Genomic DNA, 21,862 nt, shown 5'->3' with positions numbered 1-21,862 from the left:
TATATAGTAGATTTGTAAATCTACTTGTAAATTTAGTATAATAAAAATTAATTAATCTTTATATGTAAGCGCATTCATTTTTGGACACTTGTTATGAAAATGTAAAATAAAAAGGAGGAGGACATGGATAAGGAAGAATTATACCTAGACCGCAGAGTACTTACTACCAAACGTTCTTTAAAAAAAGCTCTTCTCGCTTTCTTGGCACATGAACAATTTAACAATTTAAATGTCACTGATATTTCAAAAGCTGCTGGCATCACCAGAAGTTCTTTTTATAATCATTACCCAAACAAAGAGGAACTGCTTCGTTCATTAATGGCTGAGAAACACCGCGAATTGTTATATGCGTACAGAAAGCCATTCTTAAATAAACATCCATTCCCATTTAACCGTCTTACCCCCTCAGAATTATATTTATTCAATAATATTTTCCAAAATGCAGATTATTACTCCATCATTTTAAAGTCCGACCTTTCATCTCTTGTTGAAGACCGGATGTTTGAATCATTCAAAAAGATTAACCTTGAAGAAGGCAATGTGAGAGATAATAATGTTCAGAGTGATCTTTTAGCGAGCTACCTGGCATATGCCGTAGTCGGTCTGATTAAACAATGGGTACATGAAGATTACAAATATGAACCGGAATTCATGAATGCACAAATACTTGAGCTGATGAAGATTTCCCCTTATAAAACTTTTCATATCAGACTGGATAGATCTTATAAATAGAAAAGCCCTCCTTAAAATGATTGCTTAACACAACCATTAAGGAGAGCTTAAGAAAAAAATTTTATTCCGCTCTCGTCGTAAAGTCGACGAGGGCTTTTATTCCTGTTTTGATGCTTTTCTCGGAAAATATGATTTCCGGGCTGTGGAGGGAGTAGCCGCTTTCCTCCACGTCTTCCATGCGTGTGCCGATGCGGAATGCTGCACCGACGTATTCGTCCAGATAGAAGGAAAAGTCTTCGGATCCCATGGATGGTTCCGGCAGTCTGTGATAAACCGACTCATCCTCACCTGCGTTGACGAATTCTTCCACGATTTCAGGTGTGTTGATGAGCGGCGGGCAGTAGTTCTTGAACTCAATTTCATAATCCGCCCCGACCATGGCCGTGACTTCTTTAATGTATTTCTCCATGATTTCCTTGGCGTCCCGGATGGATTCCTCTGAGAAGCTCCGCATCGTGCCGCCGAATGTACATACATCAGGAATCACGTTGTTCCGCTCGCCGGCATGGATCTGTCCGATCGTCATGACGAGGGGTGTTGCCGGATTGTTGTACCTCGATACGATCGCCTGGATGAAGTGGATGATGTCTGCAGCGAGATAGACCGGGTCCGCTGTCTTATGCGGGTGTGCGGCATGGCCGCCTTTGGCGGTCAGTTTGACATTGAAGCTCTGTGCGCCGGCGCAGAACTGGTCTTCCCTGTACCCGACGAGTCCCTCATTCAAGTTCGGCCAAGTATGGTACATGACGATTTTATCCACCGGCACTTCCAGGCGCTGCATTTCCTCCTTGATGTATTTTGCACCTTTCAGTATCTCCTCCGCCGGCTGGAATACGAAGACGATATTGTATTGGAGGTCATCATATAAATCATTGATGATCTTTGCGAATCCGTAGAGGATGCTTGAATGGATATCGTGTCCGCATGCATGCATCCTGCCTTCGGTTTCTGACTTGAACTCAAGATCCGTCTCCTCTTCTATCGGCAGCGCATCGATATCCGCCCGTACCGCGACATATTCATAATCCGGATCTTTTTCCAGCAGACCGATCAGTCCGGTCTTCTCACTCAGTTCATAAAATTCTATTTTGGTGTCCTCTAAGCCGTTCGCGATCAGTTTCGTCGTCTCATATTCCTCAAAGCTCAGTTCTGGATTTTTATGGAGCCTTCTCCGGAAATTGATGATATGATCCATATGTTTGTCGATCACTTCTTCTTTTACAGACATGTTTTCAACCCTTTCATTGGTTTTTATTTTCCTCATATAATTACTCTATCCGATTGAGCATATGTTAAACCTTAAGAATCTCATCAGAGCGTCGCTCATTAATGATTTACAGACACTTTTGGAATATAATGAAAGGTAAGAGGAGCTGATAAGAATGAGTAACCATGATTTCAAACAAACCGTTTACGTCGACCGTTTCACAGATGGCACACTCGACCCGAATGTTGAAATGTCTTATCACGTCAAAAACAACGGCACGATCATCGCCAATACGGCACCGGGCTGTTGGGGCCCGATGATCACGCCCGAACTGAAAGGCGGACATGAAGTGACGCAGCCGGTCTATGTCGAAGGCGCAGAAGTTGGCGATGCGATCGCAATCAAGATCAATTCGATCCGCGTGACTTCCTTTGCGACAGCTTCGGGGCATGACAAACCGATGGAAGGCAGATTTTCAGGCGACCCGTTCGTTGCAGGCATATGCCCGAACTGCGGTGCCAAAAATCCGAAATCCGTCATCAAGGGGATTGGCCAGGGTGCGGTCCGGTGTGCGGAATGTGATGAAGATGTCACGCCGTTCAACTTCACCAATGCCTACACGATGGCTTTTAATAAGGAGCGGTCGCTCGGCATCACTTTGAATCAGGAAGCAGCGGAGCGGATTGCGCATAAGTCGAAGGAATACATGTGCACGCCGGAAAATTCCATCCAGAACCCGGTCGTCACATTCGCCCCGCACGATATCGTCGGTGCAATCGCCCGCGTCATCCCGTTTCTCGGCCAGCTCGGCACGACGCCTGCGAGCCCTTTTCCGGATTCCCACAACGCCGGTGACTTCGGGCAGTTCCTGCTCGATGCGCCGCATGACTATGTGAAGACCGTCGAAGAACTTGAAGACCGGACGGACGGCCATATGGACATCAACCGGGTGCGTGAAGGCGCGATTCTGATCTGTCCGGTCAAAGTTCCGGGCGGCGGCGTCTATCTCGGCGATATGCACGCCATGCAGGGGAACGGTGAAATTGCGGGGCACACCACCGATGTTGCGGGTGTTGTCGACCTCAGCGTGAGCGTCATCAAAGATTTGACGGTGGAAGGTCCGATACTCCTGCCTTTAAAGGAAGATCTGCCTGCGGTCGCAAAACCGTATACGGAGGAGGAGATGGAGAAAGCGCAGGTGCTTGCGGACCAATGGGGCATCGAGCGGATCGAAGAGTCTTATCCGCTGTCCTTCATCGGCACCGGCGCGACATTGAATGACGCGACCCAGAACGGGCTCGAGCGCGCGGCGAAACTGCTGGATATCGAAGTGCCTGAAGTGATGAACCGCGCGACGATTACCGGCTCGATCGACATCGGCCGGAATCCGGGCGTCGTCACCGTGACTTTCCTTGTACCGAAGGAGATGCTCCGGAGGATCAGGCTCGATCAGCTGACGAAGCGGCATTATGCTTAAATCATCATGCGGATGGAATTCCCCGTTGCGGGAGCTCCATCCGTTTTTCTTATGGAATAAAGGACAGCGTTGATGATGGGCGTGGTTCCATCCGGAATATGTAGGTGGATCCGGACGGCGCTCCGCCTCAGACTGTCCGGAAACTAGTGGGAAAACCGGATGGCGGCAGGGTGGATTCCGCTTCTGTCTGGATTTATAGAGGGTATCCGGACAGCGCCTGGAAACTCTTTGTATCTGTCCTATTTCCCCAGGAGATATCCTGACAGCCGCCGCGGGTTCTTTATTCCCATCCGGCTGCACAAAAAATCCGGACAGTCCCCTGTCCGGATGTCATCAATATTAATCGTCGAATGCGTTCAGTGCGTTGACGCCGTGTGCCATCGCGGAGCCCGCCTTCAGTGCCGTGCCGACGAGGATCGCTTCCGCCATCTCCTCTTTCGTCACATCGAGCTTCTTCGCATTGGCGGTATGTATCTCGATGCAGTACGGGCATCCCGTGACGTGCGCCACCGCAACAGCGATGAGCTCTTTATCCTTCCCGGAGATCTTGCCGGGCTTCACCGCTTCCTTATCGAGCTGTGCGAATGCCCTGAACGCGTCCGGTGCGAGTTTTGCGAACTCACCCAGGCGGTCGATGTTGGATTTCTCATACAAGTCGCCGTCGTTGTTGCCGTCGTAGGCCTGGAGGGCGTTCACGCCGTGCGCCATCGCAGAGCCTGCCTTCAGGCCGGTCGCGACCATGACCGCTTCAGCGATTTCCTCTTTTGATACGTCCAGTTCCTTTGCCGCGTTGACATGGATGTCGATGCAGTACGGGCATCCCGTGACGTGTGCCACCGCAACCGCAATCAGTTCCTTCGTGCGTCTCGGGATCACACCGTCCGCGACGGCCGCCTTGTCGAATGCCGCGAAGCTCTTGAACGCATCGGGTGCCAGTTTGGCGAATTCCGATAACCTTTTGATGTTGCCTTTTTCATACAAATTTTCCTGTGTCATGTTAGTGCCTCCTGTAATCTGTTGTTTAGTTTTCAGAATATAAAAACATCCCTAAAGGATATAATATCCAAAGGGATGTCCGGACACAACCGGAAAGGCTCGGGGCCTCCGGTGTTATTTATCTTTGACCAGCTTTTTCGCGGTCTTCACTTTCTTCTTGTCGAGCTCAAGCTGCTTGTCGACATCATGCGCATAGTACATGTTGTTCTCCATCATGTAATCGGCAATTCTTCCATGCTGGTCGATCGCCTGCTTCAGCTGGCGCTTCAGCACGTCCCTGACCTCGGGGGATGCCGTTTCGGTGAGTGCCACAGCATATGTGCGCACCGCCGCCTTCGCCGTCACGAGCAGCTCGGTTGCGATGATCTGGTCTTTATTTTCTCCTGATTTATCGAGTTCTTTAATCAAATCCATTTATACTGCTCCCTCCTTAAGGTAAAAGTTCCTGAATTTCTTTGATCGCTTTTTTCGAATTCCTCGCGTCTTTGCGGATGATCTGCTTCAAGTCCTTGTCTTTGGCGATTTCTTCCATCATGTTCGCTTTAAGGTATGCCGCCTGCTTCACCGTCAGCACCTCATGCAGCTCGAGTGTCTCATGTACTGCAAGGTTCGGTTTTTGTGCTGTTTGATTCTTATTCTTGTTCTTATTCGAATTTTTAGCCATTCCTGTTCTCCTTTCATATGTTCTGGATTGCTCTATAATCAGCTTCCCTGAATAGTCTGCTTTTAAACCACTAATGCATATTTTTCAAGAAACTTCAGGCCGGGCAGGAAAACCTGCCTGTGTTAAAATAAAACCGATGGGATTTTGAGAGGAGTGCTTCCATGAAGAAAAAGAAGATACAGAAGACGAATGCGATGCGGCAGCTCGAAAATCACGGCATCGGATACAATGTCCATCAGTATGCGTGGAATGATGATAATGAAAAAGCGCAGAATGATGCAGATGAGACGGGCATGCCATTCCATAAGATATATAAGACCATGGTCGCAACCGGCAGCAATACAGGTGAGATTGTCGCATGCATACCGGCAGGGACCAAGCTCGACTTGAAGAAGCTCGCTGAAGCGAGCGGAAACAAGAAAGTGGATATGCTCGACATCAATGCCCTTGAGAAGACGACGGGCTACGTCCGCGGCGGCTGCTCACCGGTCGGGATGAAGAAATCCTTCCCGACATTTCTGGCTCAATCTGCGGCAGAGCTCGATACGATCGTCGTATCCGCCGGCAAAAGAGGCATGCAGGTGGAATTGGCCCCGGATGATCTCCTCGAGATCACAGATGGTGAGTACGCCGACATCACTTAAGGCATGAAAAAAACCGGACATCAATGTCCGGTTTTCATATTTAAATTTATAGTCTGTCTCTGTCGTCACGGTTACGGGTTTCACGGTCCGTGTTGGTCGTCTCTTCAATGTCGACTTCCTCACGGCGGACATCTTCAGAGATGTGCTCCGTATCCTGGACTTTATTCTTGCGGACGACGACTTCCTCATCGACCACATTTTCCTTCTCGACGTTCACTCGCTCTTCAGATACAGGGATATGGATGGAATCATTATCCTCGATCCGCTCATCCATCGAACCTGTTCTCCGCTCGCCTTCGACAGGACGTCTTTCAATCGTCACTTCATCACGCTCGACCGGTACATCGATTTCCTGATGCTCTGTTTCAACATGCTTATCCACATGCACTTCACCGGTTTTCACGTTTTCCTTATCCACTCTCAGACGTTCTTCCCTGAGCTCGATCCGCTCTTCATCTGAAAGTCTGTCCCACTCTTCATCCGTCACGCCAAAGTTGTCGTTTCTGCGTCTTTCTTCATCAGTTACAAATTTATCGTCTCTCATTCTCTCATCCTCCGTTACATTATTATCGTCATAGCTGTAGTTGTCATCACGGACAGGTTGATCGATGCCGTAATCGGCACTTGTTTTAGTCAACGGATCTTCCCTGTGCGTTTCCGGTACGAACTGTTCGCTCTTACCCGGTGCTGCATCTTCCGTCACTGTACGGTTGTCGAAGTTTTCCTGACGTCTTGCATCTTCAGCGGGAGGCACAGCACCCGGTGCAGCGTCATCCTTCTCAAAAGAGCCGTCATTGCCTGCATAATAAGTGTCATCATCCGTCGTACGGTTGTTGACATACAGCAGCAGTTCGCCCCTGTCCAGTGCATTCATGAATGTATCCTCTTCCTCTTTCGTGAGGCCGAGGTCGTCCATCACCCGGTCCTCCGGCTGATCATCGCTGAACCATGACGCGATCTTATCCCATGCACTGCCGTCGGCGGAACGGTAATTCACGCCCGTGTCATCCAATGCATCGGTGGTGGTGCCTTCGTTGCCCACGACGGTCATCATGTCTTCAGTGACGCCATCCGCCCTGAGCTGCTCTATTCTTCTGAGCAGTTCTTCTTCGGTTGCAAATGTTTCGATCTTCCGCATGATAAATACCTCCATTTTGATGATTATAAATTTCAAGTCCAATTTTTAATTCATATTCATATTTTCATCATTAACAAACAGCGAATGCCTTTCGCATGTAATCCATATTTACCCATGAGCCAGTTTTATAAACACATGCCAAAAAATAAACTTCGCGGATATCCGTTATTTCAATGATGTTTGAGGGTACTGTATGTAATATACATAGACAATGAAGGGGTGTTGTTTATAATGAAGGAAAAAAAGGATTCGGTGTCTGCAAGACGTAAAATCATGACCTCCGGGGTGCTGATCGGGATCGGTGTGATGGCGCTTGTTGATGAAATCATTTTTCACCAGCTGCTCCAATGGCATCATTTCTTCGACTTCGACACGACCCAGTTCGGGATCTTTTCAGACGGTCTGTTGAATTCATTCGCTCTGTTCGCCATCGTTGCGGGGATATTTTTATTTGCCCATGTGGTCAGGATCCATACCTACTCCCCCGTCAGGTGGGCTGCCGGGCTGCTTTTGGGGATGGGCGCTTTCCAGCTCTTTGACGGCGTCGTGAGCCATAAGGTGCTGCGCATCCACCAGATCCGTTACAACGTGGATCTGCTGCCGTATGATATCGCATGGATTTCTTCGGCCATCCTGCTGCTCGCAATCGGTGCCTTCCTGTGGTACAGGATCAGGAAGAATGATCCCGCGGTCCAGGGGGATTAGGATATGCACGAACATTTCCATGCGATACAGGATGCCGTCGTAGTCACAGCCGTTATCCTGACCCTCGGCTACCTGATGGCGATGCGCGTCTCGAACCGCAAGTTCGGAAGATGGCCGGTGAGGCGGCCGTTTTTATGGATCTTAGGGCTCGTCACCGCAGCCAGTGCCTTCGTCGGGCCGCTCGGTGATGCCGCACATGAAAACTTCATCGCGCATATGTACGGCCATCTGCTGCTCGGGATGCTTGCGCCGATATTCCTCGTCTACAGCAAGCCGATGACCCTGCTTCTGCGGGCGCTGCCGACCGGGGATGCGCGGATTGTCAGCCGTGTGCTGAACAGCGCCTACGGGAGGTTCATCACCAACCCGTTCACCGCATCCGTTCTGAACATCGGTGGACTGTTCCTGATTTACATGACAGATTTATATGTGTGGATGCATGAAAGCATGATCCTTTTCATCATCGTCCACCTGCATGTGTTCCTTGCCGGATACTTATTCACCATCAGCATCATCTACGTGGACATCACTTCACACAGGCACGCCTACTGGTACCGGGCCGTTGCGCTCGTTGCGGCGCTCGGCTTCCATAAGGCACTGTCGAAGCTGATCTATCAGAGTCCGCCGCCCGGCGTGCCGACAGGCGAAGGCCGGACAGGGGCCATAGTGATGTACTACGGCGGCGATATCGTCGATTTAATATTGATCATCATTTTATGCTACCACTGGTATAAAAAGGAGACCTCGGCACGTGAAGCCGGGGCCGACGCCGGAATGGCGAAAACCTGAACGGAATTCCGTTCAGGTTTTTTGGTGGATGGAGATATTTATTATGTTGAACCGCCCATCAAATGCTCGTTCGATCCGCGAGCATCTGTTGGAACCGACAGCCCTTCTACAACATCTGCCGAAACCCGCCATACCCTTCCCCTCATATCCACTTTATGGTATTATTACATTAACGTTATCTGAAAATTTGGAATTCATCAGGTTGTAGCCGGCAGACACGACGATTGAATCATTAAAACTATCTTAAGGAGTGTTTTTTATGAAATCTTTCCTCAGACGTCTCAGCATGATTGCAGGGGTGGCGCTGCTCACAGCCGTCACTTTATCCCAGTTTGCGGCCGCTTCATCCTTCCAGCCGGATTACGGGACGGAAAACAATACGGCGACCGGCAGTGACGGCATGATTGTCTCCGCCCACCCGCTCGCCTCCCAGGTCGGGCTTGATGTTCTGGAGTCCGGCGGTAATGCGGTGGATGCCGCAATCGCCATGCAGTACGCGTTGACGGTGACCGAGCCCATGATGTCAGGCATCGGCGGCGGCGGTTTCATGATGGTGTATGATGCAGCGACGAAGGAAACAACGATCATCAACAGCCGTGAGCGTGCACCGGCGGGCGCATATCCGGAAATGTTCCTCGGTGATGACGGGGAACCGATGGATTTTGAAGACCGTGTAATCCACGGCAACTCGGTCGGTGTCCCGGGCACTGCAGCGGGACTTGAGACCAGCCACAACATGTGGGGAACAATCGCCATGCATGACCTGATCGCCCCGGCGATCGCGCTTGCCGAAGAAGGTTTCCCGATCGATGACTTCCTCGCGGGTGAAATAGAGACACATGCGGAAAAACTCGAAAGGAGTGCCGCAAGCGAAGTGTTCTTCAGTGACGGTGCGCCGCTTGCTGAAGGTGACATGCTCGTCCAGCCGGATCTTGCGCATACATTAAGAATGATCAGCGAGCAGGGAACCGATGTATTCTACAACGGTGAAATCGCAGAAGCGGTTGCCAGCACCGTACAGGAATTCGGCGGCTCGCTCGCCGTTGAGGACATGCAGAAGTATGATGTCACAATCGATGAACCGGTGTGGGGACAGTATAAGGATTACGACATCGCAACGATGCCGCCGCCAAGTTCAGGCGGGGTCTTCCTCCTGCAGATGCTCGGCATCCTTGACGGCTTCGATTTATCGCAGTATGACATCAAGTCAGTCGAGAAATATCATCTGCTTGCTGAAACGATGCACCTCGCTTATGCGGACCGTGCGGAATATGCAGGCGACCCTGAGTTCGTCGATGTGCCGGTGGAAGGTCTGCTCCATCCGGATTACATTGAAGAAAGACGCAATCTCATCAGCCTTGATTCCGTGATTGAAAATCCTGAAGCGGGAGATGTCATGCCTTACCAGGAAGACTTTGAAAGACAGGGTGCGGTCGCACAGCCGGGTGACAGGGTGGACGGACAGACGACCCACTACTCCGTCGTCGATTCTTACGGTAACGTCGTATCCTACACGACAACCATCGAGCAGGTCTTCGGGTCGGGCATCATGGTGCCGGAATACGGCTTCCTGTTGAACAACGAACTGACCGACTTCGATCCGGAGCCGGGCGGTGCGAACGAAGTCCAGCCGAATAAACGCCCGCTCAGCAGCATGACGCCGACGATCGTCTTCAATGACGGCCAGCCGGTCCTCACAGTCGGCTCACCGGGCGGTCAGACGATCATCACTTCCGTGCTTCAGACAATCCTGAACACATACGAGTACGACCTGCCTCTCGCAGATGCACTGAACGAACCTAGGATATTCACAAACAACCCGGACAACTACCTCCATGAGGAAGGCATCCCTGAAGAAGTGATTTCACAGCTGAACGATATGGGCCACGGTTTCACTGACGAGCCGGCACCGATCGGCAACGTGAATAGCATCATGTACGACCCTGACGAAGGTGTCTACACCGGCGCCACCGATGAAAACAGGAACGGTGCCTCATTCGGACTCGAACTTGAATAATTGTAATCCAAAATAAACCCACCTCATTAGAGGTGGGTTTTTTATTGGAAGTATTTAATCAGGGTTTTTCCGAGGTCATTCAGGAAATACCGTGCTTCGAGGTTGCTGTTCCAATCAGAAGAGAGCACGGAGAACTTCACCGTCTTATCCTTCGACTGCAGGACGCCGATGTCATGCTCGAGGTTATCAAGCGTGCCCGTCTTATTCGACACGGTGATATGATCCTCATCCCCGCCGTCGTTCAGCGCACCGCCGACGCGGTCGTTGAACTGCGAATTGCGCATATGCTTCTGCATATCCTGTCTCACAGGCTCCGGGATGAATTTATTTTCTTCATATATAAGGTGAAGTGCCGTCATCATATCTTCGGCAGTGGCGGTGTTCGATATTTTAGATGCATCCCCCGACGTATCCATGAAATGCCGCCCGAGCACCGAGTCGTTGATGCCCCACTCCCTGAATGATTTCTCAAGATTTTTAAATCCGACATAGTCCATCAGCATGTTGGAAGCCGTATTGTCCGAGACGATCATCGCAAGCACCACCGTATCTTTCAGAGGAATCACTTCCACATCATTCAATGCATGAAGCACCCCCGAACCGCCGACCTTCTTTTTGACGAGCAGCAGGTCATCCCGATCCACATCGTGCGCCTTTTTAAGTGCGGCAAGGCAGAGCGGTATTTTGATGACGCTTGCCGAGCGATGGACTTTATTTTCCCGGTGACGGATCACTTCCCCTTCGTGTTCGATCACATACGAGATGTTTTTCGTCGACTGCTGCCGCACCAGCATGTCTATCTCTTCTTTCATCATGGTGACTCCCCCTTTATACATCATCATAATCGAGTTCCTGAAGATGCACAACAAGTCAGCGTATACCCTGCGGACAACTGAGGTGTTCAGTTAGCTGGATTTTCATGGCTATCTAAACAGTAAGGCCCTTCAAGCGTTTAGTTAGCTGGATTTTTAAGGTTAACTAAACAGTAAGGGACTTCAAACGTTTAGTTAGCTGTATTTTCATGGCTATCTAAACAGTAAGGGGCTTCAGACGTTTAGTTAGCTGGATTTTTAAGGTTAACTAAACAGAAAGGCTCTTCAAACGTTCAGATAGCTGGATTTTTATGGCCATCTAAACAGCAAGGAGCTTCAGACGTTTAGTTAGCTGGATTTTTAAGGTTAACTAAACAGAAAGGCTCTTCAAACGTTCAGATAGCTGGATTTTTAAGGCTATCTAAACAGCAAGCCTCGCCGCCCCCCATAAAAACCCTCAAAATACAAAAAGGCCGGGACCCATGTCCCGACCTCCCAGCAATTATTTGAATGTCAGATTCTCTATGCGCACCAGGCCGATCGGGTCGATGGCCACGCCGTCAACTTGTGACGTATCCACGCCGACCGCGAAGTTCGGATGGACGAGTGAGACCGTCGGTGCTTCTTCAATGATGATTTCCTGTGCGGCCGAATAGGCATCGGCGCGGTCGCCTTCATCAGCCTCGCTCCGTCCTGCATCGAGTGCCGCGTCCAGTTCATCATTTGCATAGAATGAACGGTTGCCTGTCGCGCCTTTATTCTCCGAATGATACAGTGCGTATAATCCGTTGTCGGCATCACCGGTCACCGTCGTCCAGCCCATTGCGAACATTTCATGATCGCCCTGGCCCGTCCGCTCAAGGAACGTGCCCCATTCAAGCTGCTGCACCGACACTTCAATGCCGAGCTCGGCCAGGCTTTCCTGGATGTACAAGGCAGTGTCGACGTTCATCTGATCGTCCCTCACCCACAGTTCGGTCGAGAATCCGTCCGGATGATCACTTTCTGCGAGTAGTTCTTTCGCCCTCTCCAGGTCATATTCACGGCCGTCGAGTGAATCGTCATAACCCCATACATCCGGTGCAATCGGGTGTGTGGCTGCAATGCCCATGTTGTCGTAGACGCCTTCGACGATCATGTCCCTGTCGATTGCATATGCAATGGCCTGCCTGACGCGCACGTCATCAAACGGCTCCTTTTCAGTGTTGAAGCCCAAATAATCCGTACGGGATGATTCCTGCTCCAAAAGCTCCGTATTTTCGCCGCTTTCGACACGGTCCGCATTCGCAGAGTCAACATCACGGACGATCTGGACGCCGCCCGTCTCAAGCTCCGCAAGCCTCGCACCGGACTCCGGAATGACGCGGAAAGTCACCGTATCAAAGCCGCGTTCACCGCCTTCTCCCTGGAAACCCTCAAACTTCGTCAGGACCGTTTCCTGTCCCGGATTTCGTTCTTCAAGCATCACATGGTTCGTGCCGTCCGTCTCGGAGCCGATCACCGAACCGACATGTTCGGAAATCTGATCCATGACTTCCTCATACTCATCCCCGCCGTCTTCGCGGAGCACGTAATACTCATCCGCCGTCATATCGACCCCCGCTTCATCGAGCGCATACTGATAATCCTCATCGATCAGCGACTTGCTGATGATGCCGCCGGTGTTGTGCGCGAGATGGCTCGGCAGCGGTGCAAATGGGAACTCGGTATGGATGTTCACTTCATAATCACCGACGATCTCCACTTCCTCGATCATCTCGAACAGGAAGGCCGCTTCCGATGCGACCGCCTCATCATTCACACGGTCGAGCGTCGCCTTCACATCTTCTGCCGTGAATGCCTCGCCGCTGTGGAAGGTCGTGCCTTCCCTGAGCTGAAAGTTCCACACATCATCTTCAATGGTCTCCCATTCCTCGGCCAGGCCTGCGGTGAGTTCCATCTCCATGGTCTGATTCACCAGCGTCTCGTATATATTCATGCGCACCTGCGCCGAAGCGGTGTCGTTGCTGCCGTGCGGGTCGATGGAGACGACGTCATCCTGCATGGCGATCACAAGGTCGCCCGCATCCGCCGCGCCGTCCCCTTCCGCCGCTTCATCCACATTGGAATCGTCCGCGCAGGCCGAGAGCACCAAAGCAAGCACACCCGTCAGCATAAGCAACATGTATTTATTCATCATTATTCCTCCTTCATATAAAACTAATAATACTTTAACACGTTAATGTACTGTGGGACGGAAGTTCATTAAAAAATTCACATGATTTTCGAAATAAAGTTCTCCAAAAATTAAAAATGACCCCAAAATCTTATTTGGGGTCATCTGTTGAATCTCTTTCAATTATTCGTTGAATGTCACGTTCTCAAACCGTACGTCACCGAGGGCATCCAGCTCAATGCCGTCAACCTGGCTGGTATCGACACCGATTGAGAAGTTGGAATGCACGATCGGTGCAATCGGCGCTTCTTCTATGATGATCTGCTGTGCAGTGGAGTAAGCTTCCGCACGTGCATCTTCATCAGATTCAGTCCTGCCGTCATCAAGTGCTTCGTCGAGTTCGTCATTCGCATAGAATGAACGGTTGCCGACGGCACCGAAGTTATCGGAATGATGCAGTGCATATAAGCCGTAGTCCGCATCCGCCGTTACAGTCGTCCAGCCGAGCAGGTACATTTCCTGGTCGCCCTGGCCTGTCCTGTCGAGGAACGCGCCCCACTCCATCTGCTCAACCTGTACATCGATGTTCAGTTCGCCGAGGCTCTCCTGGATATACAGTGCTGTGTCGACGATCATCTGGTCGTCCCTCACCCATAACTCGGTTGAGAATCCGTCAGGATGATCACTTTCAGCAAGCAGTTCCTTCGCTCTGTCGAGGTCGTACTGCTGGCCTTCAAGGCTGTCGTCATAACCCCATACATCCGGCGGGATCGGGTGTGTCGCCGAAATGCCCATGCCGTCGTACACGCCTTCAACGATTGCTTCAGTATCGATTGCGTGTGCAATCGCCTGTCTCACTTTCTCATCGTCGAAAGGTTCTTTCTGGGTGTTGAAACCGAGGTAGTCCGTACGCAGTGATTCCTGCTCCAGCAGCTCGGTGTTTTCACCGCTCTCAACACGCTGTGCGTTGGATGCATCGATGTCGCGTGCAACCTGTACACCGCCTGTTTCAAGTTCGGCAAGTCTTGCACTCACTTCAGGGATGACACGGAAAGTGACTGAATCAAAGTTCCGCTCCCCGCCCTGGAAGTCTTCAAATCTTGTAAGTACCGTTTCCTGTCCAGGGTTGCGCTCTTCCAGGACACCGTGGTTCGTGCCATCCGGATTTGAGCTGATGACGTTGCCGATGTCGCCTGAAATCTGATCCATGACATCTTCATACTCGTCCCCGCCTTCTTCACGGAGTTCATAGTATTCATCTGCAGTCATGTCGACACCCGCTTCATCCAAAGCATTCTGGTAGTCTTCATCGATGAGCGATTTGCTCATGATGCCGCCAGTGTTATGTGCCAGGTGGCTCGGAAGCGGCGCAAAAGGATATTCCGTATGGAGGTTGACTTCGTAGTCGCCCACGATTTCAACTTCCTCGATCATTTCAAACAGGAAAGCGACTTCTGAAGCGACCGCTTCGTCACGCACCCTGTCGAATGTCGCTTTGACATCTTCGGCAGTGAACTCTTCACCGCTGTGGAATGTCGTACCTTCCCTGAGCGTCAAGTTCCACACGTCTTCCTCAACGGCTTCCCATTCCTCCGCAAGACCCGGAACCAGTTCCATGTTGGCATCCTGCTGCACCAGGCTTTCATAGATGTTCTGACGCACCTGTGATGAGGCAGAGTCGTTACTGCCGTGCGGATCCAGTGACACCGCGTCATCCTGCATGGCAATCACGATGTCACCGGATGCCGATTCCTCCGTCGCTGCATCGCCGTCATCGGCGTTGTCCCCTGCAGCTTCTTCATCGACCTCTGAATCATCCGCACATGCCGCAAGCACTAGCACGAACACAGACATCAATGAAAGCATCAAATACTTTCTCATTCTTTTTCCCCCTATACACTTTTGTGAATATACATCAGCTTTCACATAAATATGTAGGCCACTGCATATCTTATATAAACTTTACCATAAACGCCCTTCTTAACCAATATAATTTTCTAATAATTTGTTTTAATTTAAATATTATCAAAGTTCAGTGATGGAATAAAAAAACCGCAGGACGTGAGCCCTGCAGTCTTTGAAAATTGATATTAAGCTTTGCCGACCATGTCCAATGGTTCCGAAGCGAGCCCCTCTTCCGGTGAGATCGTCTTCGCGACGACCCAGAAGGAGATGACACCGAAGACGAACGCGGTGAGTATCCCCATTGCGCCTGCGACATGGATGTTGTCCGTCATCATCTGCACCGTACCGTACACGGCGGTTGAAATCGCGATTCCGAATGAGTTGCCGAGTGAACTCGCCATCTTGTAGATGCCTGAGGCGATGCCCACCTGGTCATTGTTGATGTGGACGAGTGATGTGTCCATTGAAGGTGTGGCATACATGCCGACACCCACGCCTGCGATCAGGAAGCCGATGAATACGACGATGATGTATGCAAAGTCCGGCAGGAAAGTCATGGCCGCCATGCTCATCCCGAGGGATGCGATCAGTATCGACCAGAGCATCGGTTTCCTCGCGCCCATCGTCTGCAGCATGCGCTCCCCGACACGGATCATCACAAGCAGCGTCACGATATGCCCGATGGTCAGCAGTCCCGCTTCAAATGAAGTGAAGCCCCTTGCGACCTGCACGTAGATGTTCGCGACGACGATCGATGCGACGATCCCGTTCTGCAGGAAGTTCGAGACGACCGCACCTGTATACGGTTTGATCTTGAACAGGTTGAAGTCGATGAACTGATGCTTCCGCCGCTTTTCATATTCAAAGAACACAGCAAGCAGCAGCAGAGTGCCTGCCATCAGCACGATCATGAGCGGGCTTGTCCAGCCAAGTTCCTGGCCCTGGGTGACGATGATGTTCACGCCGAGGAGCACCAGCACGAATAAAACAAATCCACCATAGTCGAACGGGGCTTTATTGTGGTCATTCGCCTTGCTTTCCTTGATGTCCCTTAAAATCCACATGGAGATCAGTGCGACGATGATGGAAATGACGAATATCCATCTCCAGCCCATGTAGGTTGCGATCAGCCCGCCGGCAAGCGTTGCGACACCCGCGCCGCCCCATGAACCGAACGACCAGTAGCTGAGTGCCCGCTGACGGTCCTTTTCATCGAATGCCGTCTTGATCAGGGAGATTGTTGCCGGCATGATGAACGCCGCTGAAATACCCTGGAGCGCGCGGCCGGTGATCAGGAAGAATGGCCCCTGTGCAAGCAGCACGAGCAGGCTCCCCGCTATGCTCAGTATCAGTCCGATGTAGGTCATTTTCTTACGGCCCGAACGGTCGGAAAGGCCGCCCGCCACGACGATGAACAGCCCTGAGAATAATGCGGTCAGGCTTGTTGCGATATTCAACGCACCGAGTGAGATGTCCATATCCGCACTCATCGCGGGAATGATGTTGATCATGGAGTTCGCGAACAGCCAGAATGTCAGCACGGCCAGCACGATACCCACTATGTAAAGATTGCTTTTTCCAGAAGACGCTTTCATGAATTTCATCCTAACTTAATTTGTGAGATTATTAACGTAATGTCATCATACATGCTATAATTTTATTTGAATAGTATATAAAAACTATATAACTATAGGTTTTATTTATAGAAGGAGAAGAAAACCATGGACATCAAGCAGTTGCGATACTTTGATGCGATCGTGAGGCACGGGAAGATCAGCTGGGCGGCCAACGCGCTCTTTATTTCCCAGCCTTCCCTGAGCATGTCTCTCGGCAAGCTTGAAGAGGAGCTCGGTTTCCGGCTGCTCGAACGGAACGACGGCATGTTCAAGCTCACCGATGCCGGCGCCGAGTTTTACCAGCATGTGAAGCTCGTGCTGTCGATGTACGGCAACATGGAAGATGAAGTGCAGTATATAAGGAAGAAAGGGAGCGGCAAGTTGAAGGTCGGCATCACCGAGACTTTCAGGATGGTGACGCCGGAGCTGTTTGAGATCTACCTTGATAAATATAACGACCTCGACATCCAGCTGACGGAAGGCACGACGACGCACATCATCAAACAGGTCAAGACGCACCAGCTGCACTTCGGCCTCACCACCCTGAATTACCTGGAAGACGGCATGGAGTCGATCCACCTCGGACAGAATGTCTACTCGGTGCTCGTCCATAAGGATTTTCCGCTTCAGGTCGTGAAGCTTGAGGATTTGACGGCACACACTTTGATTTTCATCGAAAACTCCACCGTGCTCAATAAATTCCTCCAGGAGAATAACCTGCAGTTCAGGAACATCATCCGCGTGGACACGATCGGCACCGCGGTGCGGCTCGTCAAAAAAGGCCTCGGGTTTGCCGTCATACCGGAATTCTACGCCAAGCACTACACCGACGACGATGTTAAGAGCATCAACCTCCAGCACGATTTGAAGAGCCCCGATTTGTACCTCTCCTTCATGAAGGACAGGCATTTCTCCCCCGTCATGGAAGACTGCATCAAAATGACGCACGGCTACCTGCTCGGTTAGGCAGGCTCGCCCCGGTCCGGCGGATGGAGACGTGGGCCAGCGGGCTTCTGTCCGGTTTCCGGGAGAATTTCCGGACGGAGACGTGGGCCAGTGGGTCTCTGTCTGGTTTCCGGGAGTTTTTCCGGATGGAGGCGTTGGCCAGCGGGCCTCTGTCTGGTTTTCGGGCGGATTTCCGGACGGAGGCGTTGGCCAGCGGGCCTCTGTCTGGTTTTCTCAAAGAAATCCGGACGGAGGCGCCAACCAACGGGGTTCTGTCTGGTTTTCTTAAAGAGATCCGGACGGAGGTGTCTGCCAGAGACACTCTGTCTGGTTTTCAGGAGGATTTCCGGATGGAGAGCCAACCAACAAGGTTCTGGCTGGTTTGCTCAAAGAAATCCGGATGGCCATCAAGGCGGGCGAGGCTCTGTCAGTTTTCCGGATCTTTACAATGGGATTGAAAGTTTACTGCACGTTAACAGGAACTTCATCCGCCATGAATATTCCTCCCCTACACTATCCAGGTAAGACATTTTAAGAGGAGGAAACATCTTTGAACATTTCTGCAGGCAATTTCTTGAAAGTTTTGATAGCTGCACTGCTTTTGATCAGTGCAGCAGGATTGATGGATGGTAAAAAGGCGTCGGCCAATGCTGCCGACCACACATTGAACGTCGCCCACAGGGGTGCTTCGGGCTATGCGCCGGAGAACACGATGGCGGCATTCGACAGGGCGTTTGAAATGAAAGCGGATTTCATCGAGATTGATGTCCATATGAGTGCGGACGGTGAAGTCGTCGCCATCCACGACCTGATGGTCGACCGGACGACTAACGGTTCAGGCAGGGTGAGTGACTTCACTTTGGAAGAACTGAAGCAGCTTGATGCGGGCAGCTGGTTCGGCCCTGAATTCGCAGGCGAGCAGATCCCTACACTGGAAGAAATCCTGGATGCCTACCGCGGCAAAATCGGCATCCTGATTGAAATAAAAGACCCTTCCGCCCACCCTGGCATTGAGGACGCTGTTGCTGCAGCACTCGCGGAAAGGAATATGGACAAACCGAACAACGGCAAGATCATCGTCCAGTCCTTCGACCATGGCTCGGTTGCATACTTCAACTCACTGCTCCCGAACATTCCGACGGGTGTCCTCGTCGGCAACCTGGCAGACGGCATTTCAGATGAAGCACTGGCACAGTTTGCGACTTACGCCGATTACTTCAACCCGAATCACAGGATGGTGGACGCAGAGCTGGTTGAGCGCGTCCAAGCACATGGCCTGAAGATCGCACCCTACACCATCAATGACCAGACACGTGTCAACGAACTGATCGATAATGGCGTCGACGGCATCATTTCCGACTTCCCGGATCTGATCAGCCATACAGGACAACCGCAATAACAACTAGACATGAAAAGCTGACCCCGGCAGTGCCGGGGTCAGCTTTTTCCGTCAATCAAGCAGCGGGCGCACTTTCCTGTACATCAGCTCGCCCGCCTTGAACAGCACGTAGGCGAACAATATGGAGGCGGCGATATAGGCGGCATCGGAAATCCCCTCGAACACCGGCCTGTCCTGGAGATAAAAATAGTTGCCGCCCGTCAGCATATTTGTCACATATGCAACAGCGAGGTAGACCACAAACCACGGGAGGACCTTCAGGCTGTCACCGGTTTTTATTTCCTTCCCATAGGCGACCATCCCGTAGAACGGCAGCAGTAAAGTCACGACGTGGTTTATGAAGAAGCTGATGCCGATGGGATGGGTCACGCCGTACACCTGGCTCGGGTACAGGAAGCTGAGCCACGCGAACAGTGCAAATAATGCGAGCACCCTGAAGACCGCAGCATTCCGGGTCAGCAGATAAAGTATGCCGAGCAGTGAATTGATGCGGCTGATATGGAGCGGCAGTGAAACGGACGCATCAAAGCCTGTCTCATCACCCACTATGAAATAGTAGGATCCGTACAACAGGAGCTGCTGCAGCAGGATGACGATGAGGATCACCACAGTGATCGTCCGCCTCCGGTCCTTGACCCGTGAGGTATTCGAGAAAAAAGCCGCCGCAACAACAATCAGTCCGAAAATATAGATCAGATGATCGATGCTGAATATGCCGATGTATTCCCCGTAATCCGCCATGGCATCCCCCGCCTTCCGAGATCATTTCATCACTTGGGCAATACTTCCACGTGGGTCTCCGTACCATTGATGTAATACCTGAGCGTCTCGACTTCGGTGCCGATCTCCAGTTTGTAGACGTGGAGGATTTCGGCTTCCGCATCATCCGGTTTCTCCATCCTGATATCAAGGATGCCCTCTTCCGCTTCCTCCACCGTCAGACGTGTGGCGCCCGGTGCGTAGAAGGCGAGGTAATCGCCCTCCCCGTCCTCTGCCCTGATATGCATAATGTTGATGATGTCCTCATTCTGCACATATTCCTGCATGTCGCTGTCGAGCGCGTCCACATCCACCGCCTCGACTTCGGAATCCCCCACTGCCGTACAGCCGGTGAGCTCGATCGTGAAGCACATGAATAAAAAGAATAACCGCATGATGCACCGCCCCCTTATGTTTACTATATTATATCCCTTTAAGGGCATGTCTACACCTGGAGATTGGTATTGTGACCCTTTCAAAATGCATTTTGATATAATGGGCATGGATATCACTAATGATTTAAAAGGAGTTTATTGTATGAAGAAGTTCATTAACGCGAACATATACGGTGACACCGGGTCAACGGAGATTCTGGTTGAGGACGGGAAGTTTTCAGCCGTCGGCACGGACCTCGGTGATGCCGATGAAGTGATCGACCTTGAAGGGAAGCTCGTCCTCCCGCCGTATGTCGATCCGCACCTGCATCTCGATTACATCTTCTCCGGCCTCGGCGAAGGGAATGCCAACGTCTCAGGCACACTTTTCGAAGGCATCCAGCGCTGGAGCGACAATAAAAAGACGCTGACCGAGGAAAAGGTGCGTGAGCGGGCACTCGAGGGCATCCGCAAGGAAGTGAGCCACGGGGTCCAGTATATCCGCACACATGTCGATGTGACGGATCCGGAACTGACCGGCATGAAGGCACTCCTCAAATTGCGTGAGGAATTGAAGGACAGCGTGACGCTGCAGCTCGTCGCATTCCCGCAGGAAGGGTTCTTCAGATATGAAGGCGGCGAAGAACTGGTGAGGAAAGCGCTCGATATGGGGGCGGACGTCGTCGGCGGCATCCCGCATTTCGAGATTTCGTATGAACACGGGGTGGAGTCGCTCAGGCGCATCGTCGACCTCGCACTGGAATATGATGTGATGATCGACATCCACTGTGATGAAAACGACGACCCGAACAGCAGGTTTTTGGAAGTGCTGAACGCACTCGTCATGGAGAAGGAGTACGGCGAAAAGACGACCGCGAGCCATACATGCTCCTTCGGTGCAGTCGAGAATTCCTATGCGAATAAAATGATGGGACTCTTCAAGGCATCGAAGATCAACTTCATCTCCTGTCCGACTGAAAACGCCCATCTGCAGGGGCGCGGCGACAACTATCCGAAGCGCCGGGGCCTGACGCGTGTGAAGGAACTGCTTGAAAACGGCAATACCGTGGCTTTCGCACAGGATTCCATCGCAGACTACTGGTACCCGCTCGGCAACGGCAATATGATGAACATACTCGACAACGGCATCCACCTCGCGCATTATACGCACATCGATGAAATCAACAAGGCGCTCGATCTCATCACCTTCAATGGTGCTGCCGTCATGCGGATTGATGAAGACTACGGCGGCTACGGCATAGAAGCCGGAAAACCCGCGAACTTCATCGTGCTCGATGCACATGATGCATATGAAGCGGTTCGTGAACGCGCCGAAGTGCTCGCATCCGTCCGCAGCGGCGAATATATCTTCAAGCGCGAAGTACGCAAGAATGAAATCGAGAATGAATTCCTGAAAGGCTGATGAAGAGCCCCGCACCCTGTGCGGGGCTTTTTCATATGAACAGGATGTTTAATTTTTACATATCCGGCAAGAGGAATAACAGCCAATATTATATGTAAGGAGAAT

At 51.3% G+C, this 21,862-nt stretch carries 20 protein-coding genes; 9 read left to right on the top strand and 11 right to left on the bottom strand.

Features of this window, described 5'->3' with window-relative positions:
* Nucleotides 1-123 precede the first annotated feature (123 nt).
* Nucleotides 124-732: a TetR/AcrR family transcriptional regulator gene (locus LPW40_RS05805; RefSeq protein ID WP_230821285.1), complete on the top strand. Its 609-nt coding sequence runs from the start codon at nucleotides 124-126 to the stop codon at nucleotides 730-732.
* Nucleotides 733-793: 61 nt separating this feature from the next.
* Here the strand turns inward: LPW40_RS05805 and LPW40_RS05800 are convergent, their stop codons facing one another.
* Nucleotides 794-1,996: a M20 metallopeptidase family protein gene (locus LPW40_RS05800; RefSeq protein ID WP_230821284.1), complete on the bottom strand. Its 1,203-nt coding sequence runs from the start codon at nucleotides 1,994-1,996 to the stop codon at nucleotides 794-796.
* A 118-nt stretch (nucleotides 1,997-2,114) separates the two neighbouring features.
* Here LPW40_RS05800 and LPW40_RS05795 point away from each other — a divergent pair, with 118 nt between their 5' ends.
* Nucleotides 2,115-3,416 carry an acetamidase/formamidase family protein gene (locus LPW40_RS05795; RefSeq protein WP_230821283.1) on the top strand — a complete coding sequence of 434 codons (1,302 nt, stop codon included), beginning with the start codon at nucleotides 2,115-2,117 and terminating at the stop codon, nucleotides 3,414-3,416.
* Between the two features lie 339 nt (nucleotides 3,417-3,755).
* On the opposite strand, the gene LPW40_RS05790 is transcribed toward LPW40_RS05795, so the two are convergent.
* From LPW40_RS05790 to LPW40_RS05780, 3 genes are all read right to left on the bottom strand, one after another.
* Nucleotides 3,756-4,412, bottom strand: a complete 657-nt coding sequence (locus LPW40_RS05790) for a carboxymuconolactone decarboxylase family protein (RefSeq protein ID WP_230821282.1) — start codon at nucleotides 4,410-4,412, stop codon at nucleotides 3,756-3,758.
* Nucleotides 4,413-4,526: 114 nt separating this feature from the next.
* Entirely contained in the window at nucleotides 4,527-4,826 is a 300-nt protein-coding gene (locus tag LPW40_RS05785) for a spore coat protein (protein ID WP_230821281.1), read from the bottom strand.
* 16 nt (nucleotides 4,827-4,842) lie between these two features.
* Complete coding sequence (locus tag LPW40_RS05780) at nucleotides 4,843-5,076, bottom strand: hypothetical protein (protein ID WP_230821280.1); 234 nt, start codon at nucleotides 5,074-5,076, stop codon at nucleotides 4,843-4,845.
* Between the two features lie 161 nt (nucleotides 5,077-5,237).
* Here LPW40_RS05780 and ybaK point away from each other — a divergent pair, with 161 nt between their 5' ends.
* A complete protein-coding gene (gene ybaK / locus LPW40_RS05775; RefSeq protein ID WP_230821279.1) occupies nucleotides 5,238-5,720 on the top strand; it encodes a Cys-tRNA(Pro) deacylase in 483 nt (160 codons plus the stop codon).
* 46 nt (nucleotides 5,721-5,766) lie between these two features.
* On the opposite strand, the gene LPW40_RS05770 is transcribed toward ybaK, so the two are convergent.
* Nucleotides 5,767-6,858 (bottom strand): YsnF/AvaK domain-containing protein, encoded by a 1,092-nt coding sequence (locus LPW40_RS05770; RefSeq protein WP_230821278.1) that lies wholly within the window; start codon nucleotides 6,856-6,858, stop codon nucleotides 5,767-5,769.
* 231 nt (nucleotides 6,859-7,089) lie between these two features.
* On the opposite strand from LPW40_RS05770, the gene LPW40_RS05765 reads away from it, so the two are divergent.
* The 3 genes from LPW40_RS05765 (at nucleotide 7,090) to ggt (ending at nucleotide 10,369) form a co-directional block, all read left to right on the top strand.
* Nucleotides 7,090-7,563, top strand: a complete 474-nt coding sequence (locus LPW40_RS05765) for a DUF2243 domain-containing protein (RefSeq protein ID WP_230821277.1) — start codon at nucleotides 7,090-7,092, stop codon at nucleotides 7,561-7,563.
* Nucleotides 7,564-7,566: 3 nt separating this feature from the next.
* The gene (locus LPW40_RS05760; RefSeq protein ID WP_230821276.1) at nucleotides 7,567-8,352 is read left to right on the top strand and encodes a cytochrome c oxidase assembly protein; all 786 of its coding nucleotides are present in this window, start codon (nucleotides 7,567-7,569) and stop codon (nucleotides 8,350-8,352) included.
* 259 nt (nucleotides 8,353-8,611) lie between these two features.
* A complete protein-coding gene (ggt, locus tag LPW40_RS05755; protein WP_230821275.1) occupies nucleotides 8,612-10,369 on the top strand; it encodes a gamma-glutamyltransferase in 1,758 nt (585 codons plus the stop codon).
* A gap of 41 nt (nucleotides 10,370-10,410) precedes the next feature.
* Here ggt and LPW40_RS05750 read toward each other — a convergent pair whose 3' ends face one another.
* The 4 genes from LPW40_RS05750 to LPW40_RS05735 form a co-directional block, all read right to left on the bottom strand.
* Complete coding sequence (locus LPW40_RS05750) at nucleotides 10,411-11,184, bottom strand: serine hydrolase (protein WP_230821274.1); 774 nt, start codon at nucleotides 11,182-11,184, stop codon at nucleotides 10,411-10,413.
* A 499-nt stretch (nucleotides 11,185-11,683) separates the two neighbouring features.
* Nucleotides 11,684-13,357, bottom strand: a complete 1,674-nt coding sequence (locus tag LPW40_RS05745) for a glutathione ABC transporter substrate-binding protein (RefSeq protein ID WP_269063248.1) — start codon at nucleotides 13,355-13,357, stop codon at nucleotides 11,684-11,686.
* A gap of 162 nt (nucleotides 13,358-13,519) precedes the next feature.
* Nucleotides 13,520-15,217 carry a glutathione ABC transporter substrate-binding protein gene (locus LPW40_RS05740; protein WP_230821272.1) on the bottom strand — a complete coding sequence of 566 codons (1,698 nt, stop codon included), beginning with the start codon at nucleotides 15,215-15,217 and terminating at the stop codon, nucleotides 13,520-13,522.
* A gap of 209 nt (nucleotides 15,218-15,426) precedes the next feature.
* Complete coding sequence (locus LPW40_RS05735) at nucleotides 15,427-16,836, bottom strand: MFS transporter (protein WP_230821271.1); 1,410 nt, start codon at nucleotides 16,834-16,836, stop codon at nucleotides 15,427-15,429.
* A gap of 126 nt (nucleotides 16,837-16,962) precedes the next feature.
* Here LPW40_RS05735 and LPW40_RS05730 point away from each other — a divergent pair, with 126 nt between their 5' ends.
* Both LPW40_RS05730 and LPW40_RS05725 read left to right on the top strand, forming a co-directional pair.
* On the top strand, nucleotides 16,963-17,823 hold the full coding sequence (locus LPW40_RS05730; protein WP_230821270.1) for a LysR family transcriptional regulator: 861 nt from the start codon (nucleotides 16,963-16,965) through the stop codon (nucleotides 17,821-17,823).
* Nucleotides 17,824-18,352: 529 nt separating this feature from the next.
* Nucleotides 18,353-19,201: a glycerophosphodiester phosphodiesterase gene (locus LPW40_RS05725; RefSeq protein ID WP_230821269.1), complete on the top strand. Its 849-nt coding sequence runs from the start codon at nucleotides 18,353-18,355 to the stop codon at nucleotides 19,199-19,201.
* Between the two features lie 51 nt (nucleotides 19,202-19,252).
* Here the strand turns inward: LPW40_RS05725 and LPW40_RS05720 are convergent, their stop codons facing one another.
* Complete coding sequence (locus LPW40_RS05720) at nucleotides 19,253-19,942, bottom strand: TMEM164-related integral membrane acyltransferase (RefSeq protein ID WP_230821268.1); 690 nt, start codon at nucleotides 19,940-19,942, stop codon at nucleotides 19,253-19,255.
* A 29-nt stretch (nucleotides 19,943-19,971) separates the two neighbouring features.
* On the bottom strand, nucleotides 19,972-20,355 hold the full coding sequence (locus tag LPW40_RS05715; protein WP_230821267.1) for a hypothetical protein: 384 nt from the start codon (nucleotides 20,353-20,355) through the stop codon (nucleotides 19,972-19,974).
* Between the two features lie 142 nt (nucleotides 20,356-20,497).
* Here LPW40_RS05715 and LPW40_RS05710 point away from each other — a divergent pair, with 142 nt between their 5' ends.
* Nucleotides 20,498-21,757, top strand: coding sequence for an amidohydrolase family protein (locus LPW40_RS05710; protein WP_230821266.1), 1,260 nt, complete (start codon nucleotides 20,498-20,500; stop codon nucleotides 21,755-21,757).
* Nucleotides 21,758-21,862 lie beyond the last annotated feature (105 nt).

Origin of the sequence: Salinicoccus halitifaciens (genome assembly GCF_021026095.1) — a bacterium.
Classification (GTDB): domain Bacteria; phylum Bacillota; class Bacilli; order Staphylococcales; family Salinicoccaceae; genus Lacicoccus; species Lacicoccus halitifaciens.
The sequence above is the reverse complement of the archived record's forward strand: the minus strand, read 5'-3'. Positions and strand labels throughout refer to the sequence as shown.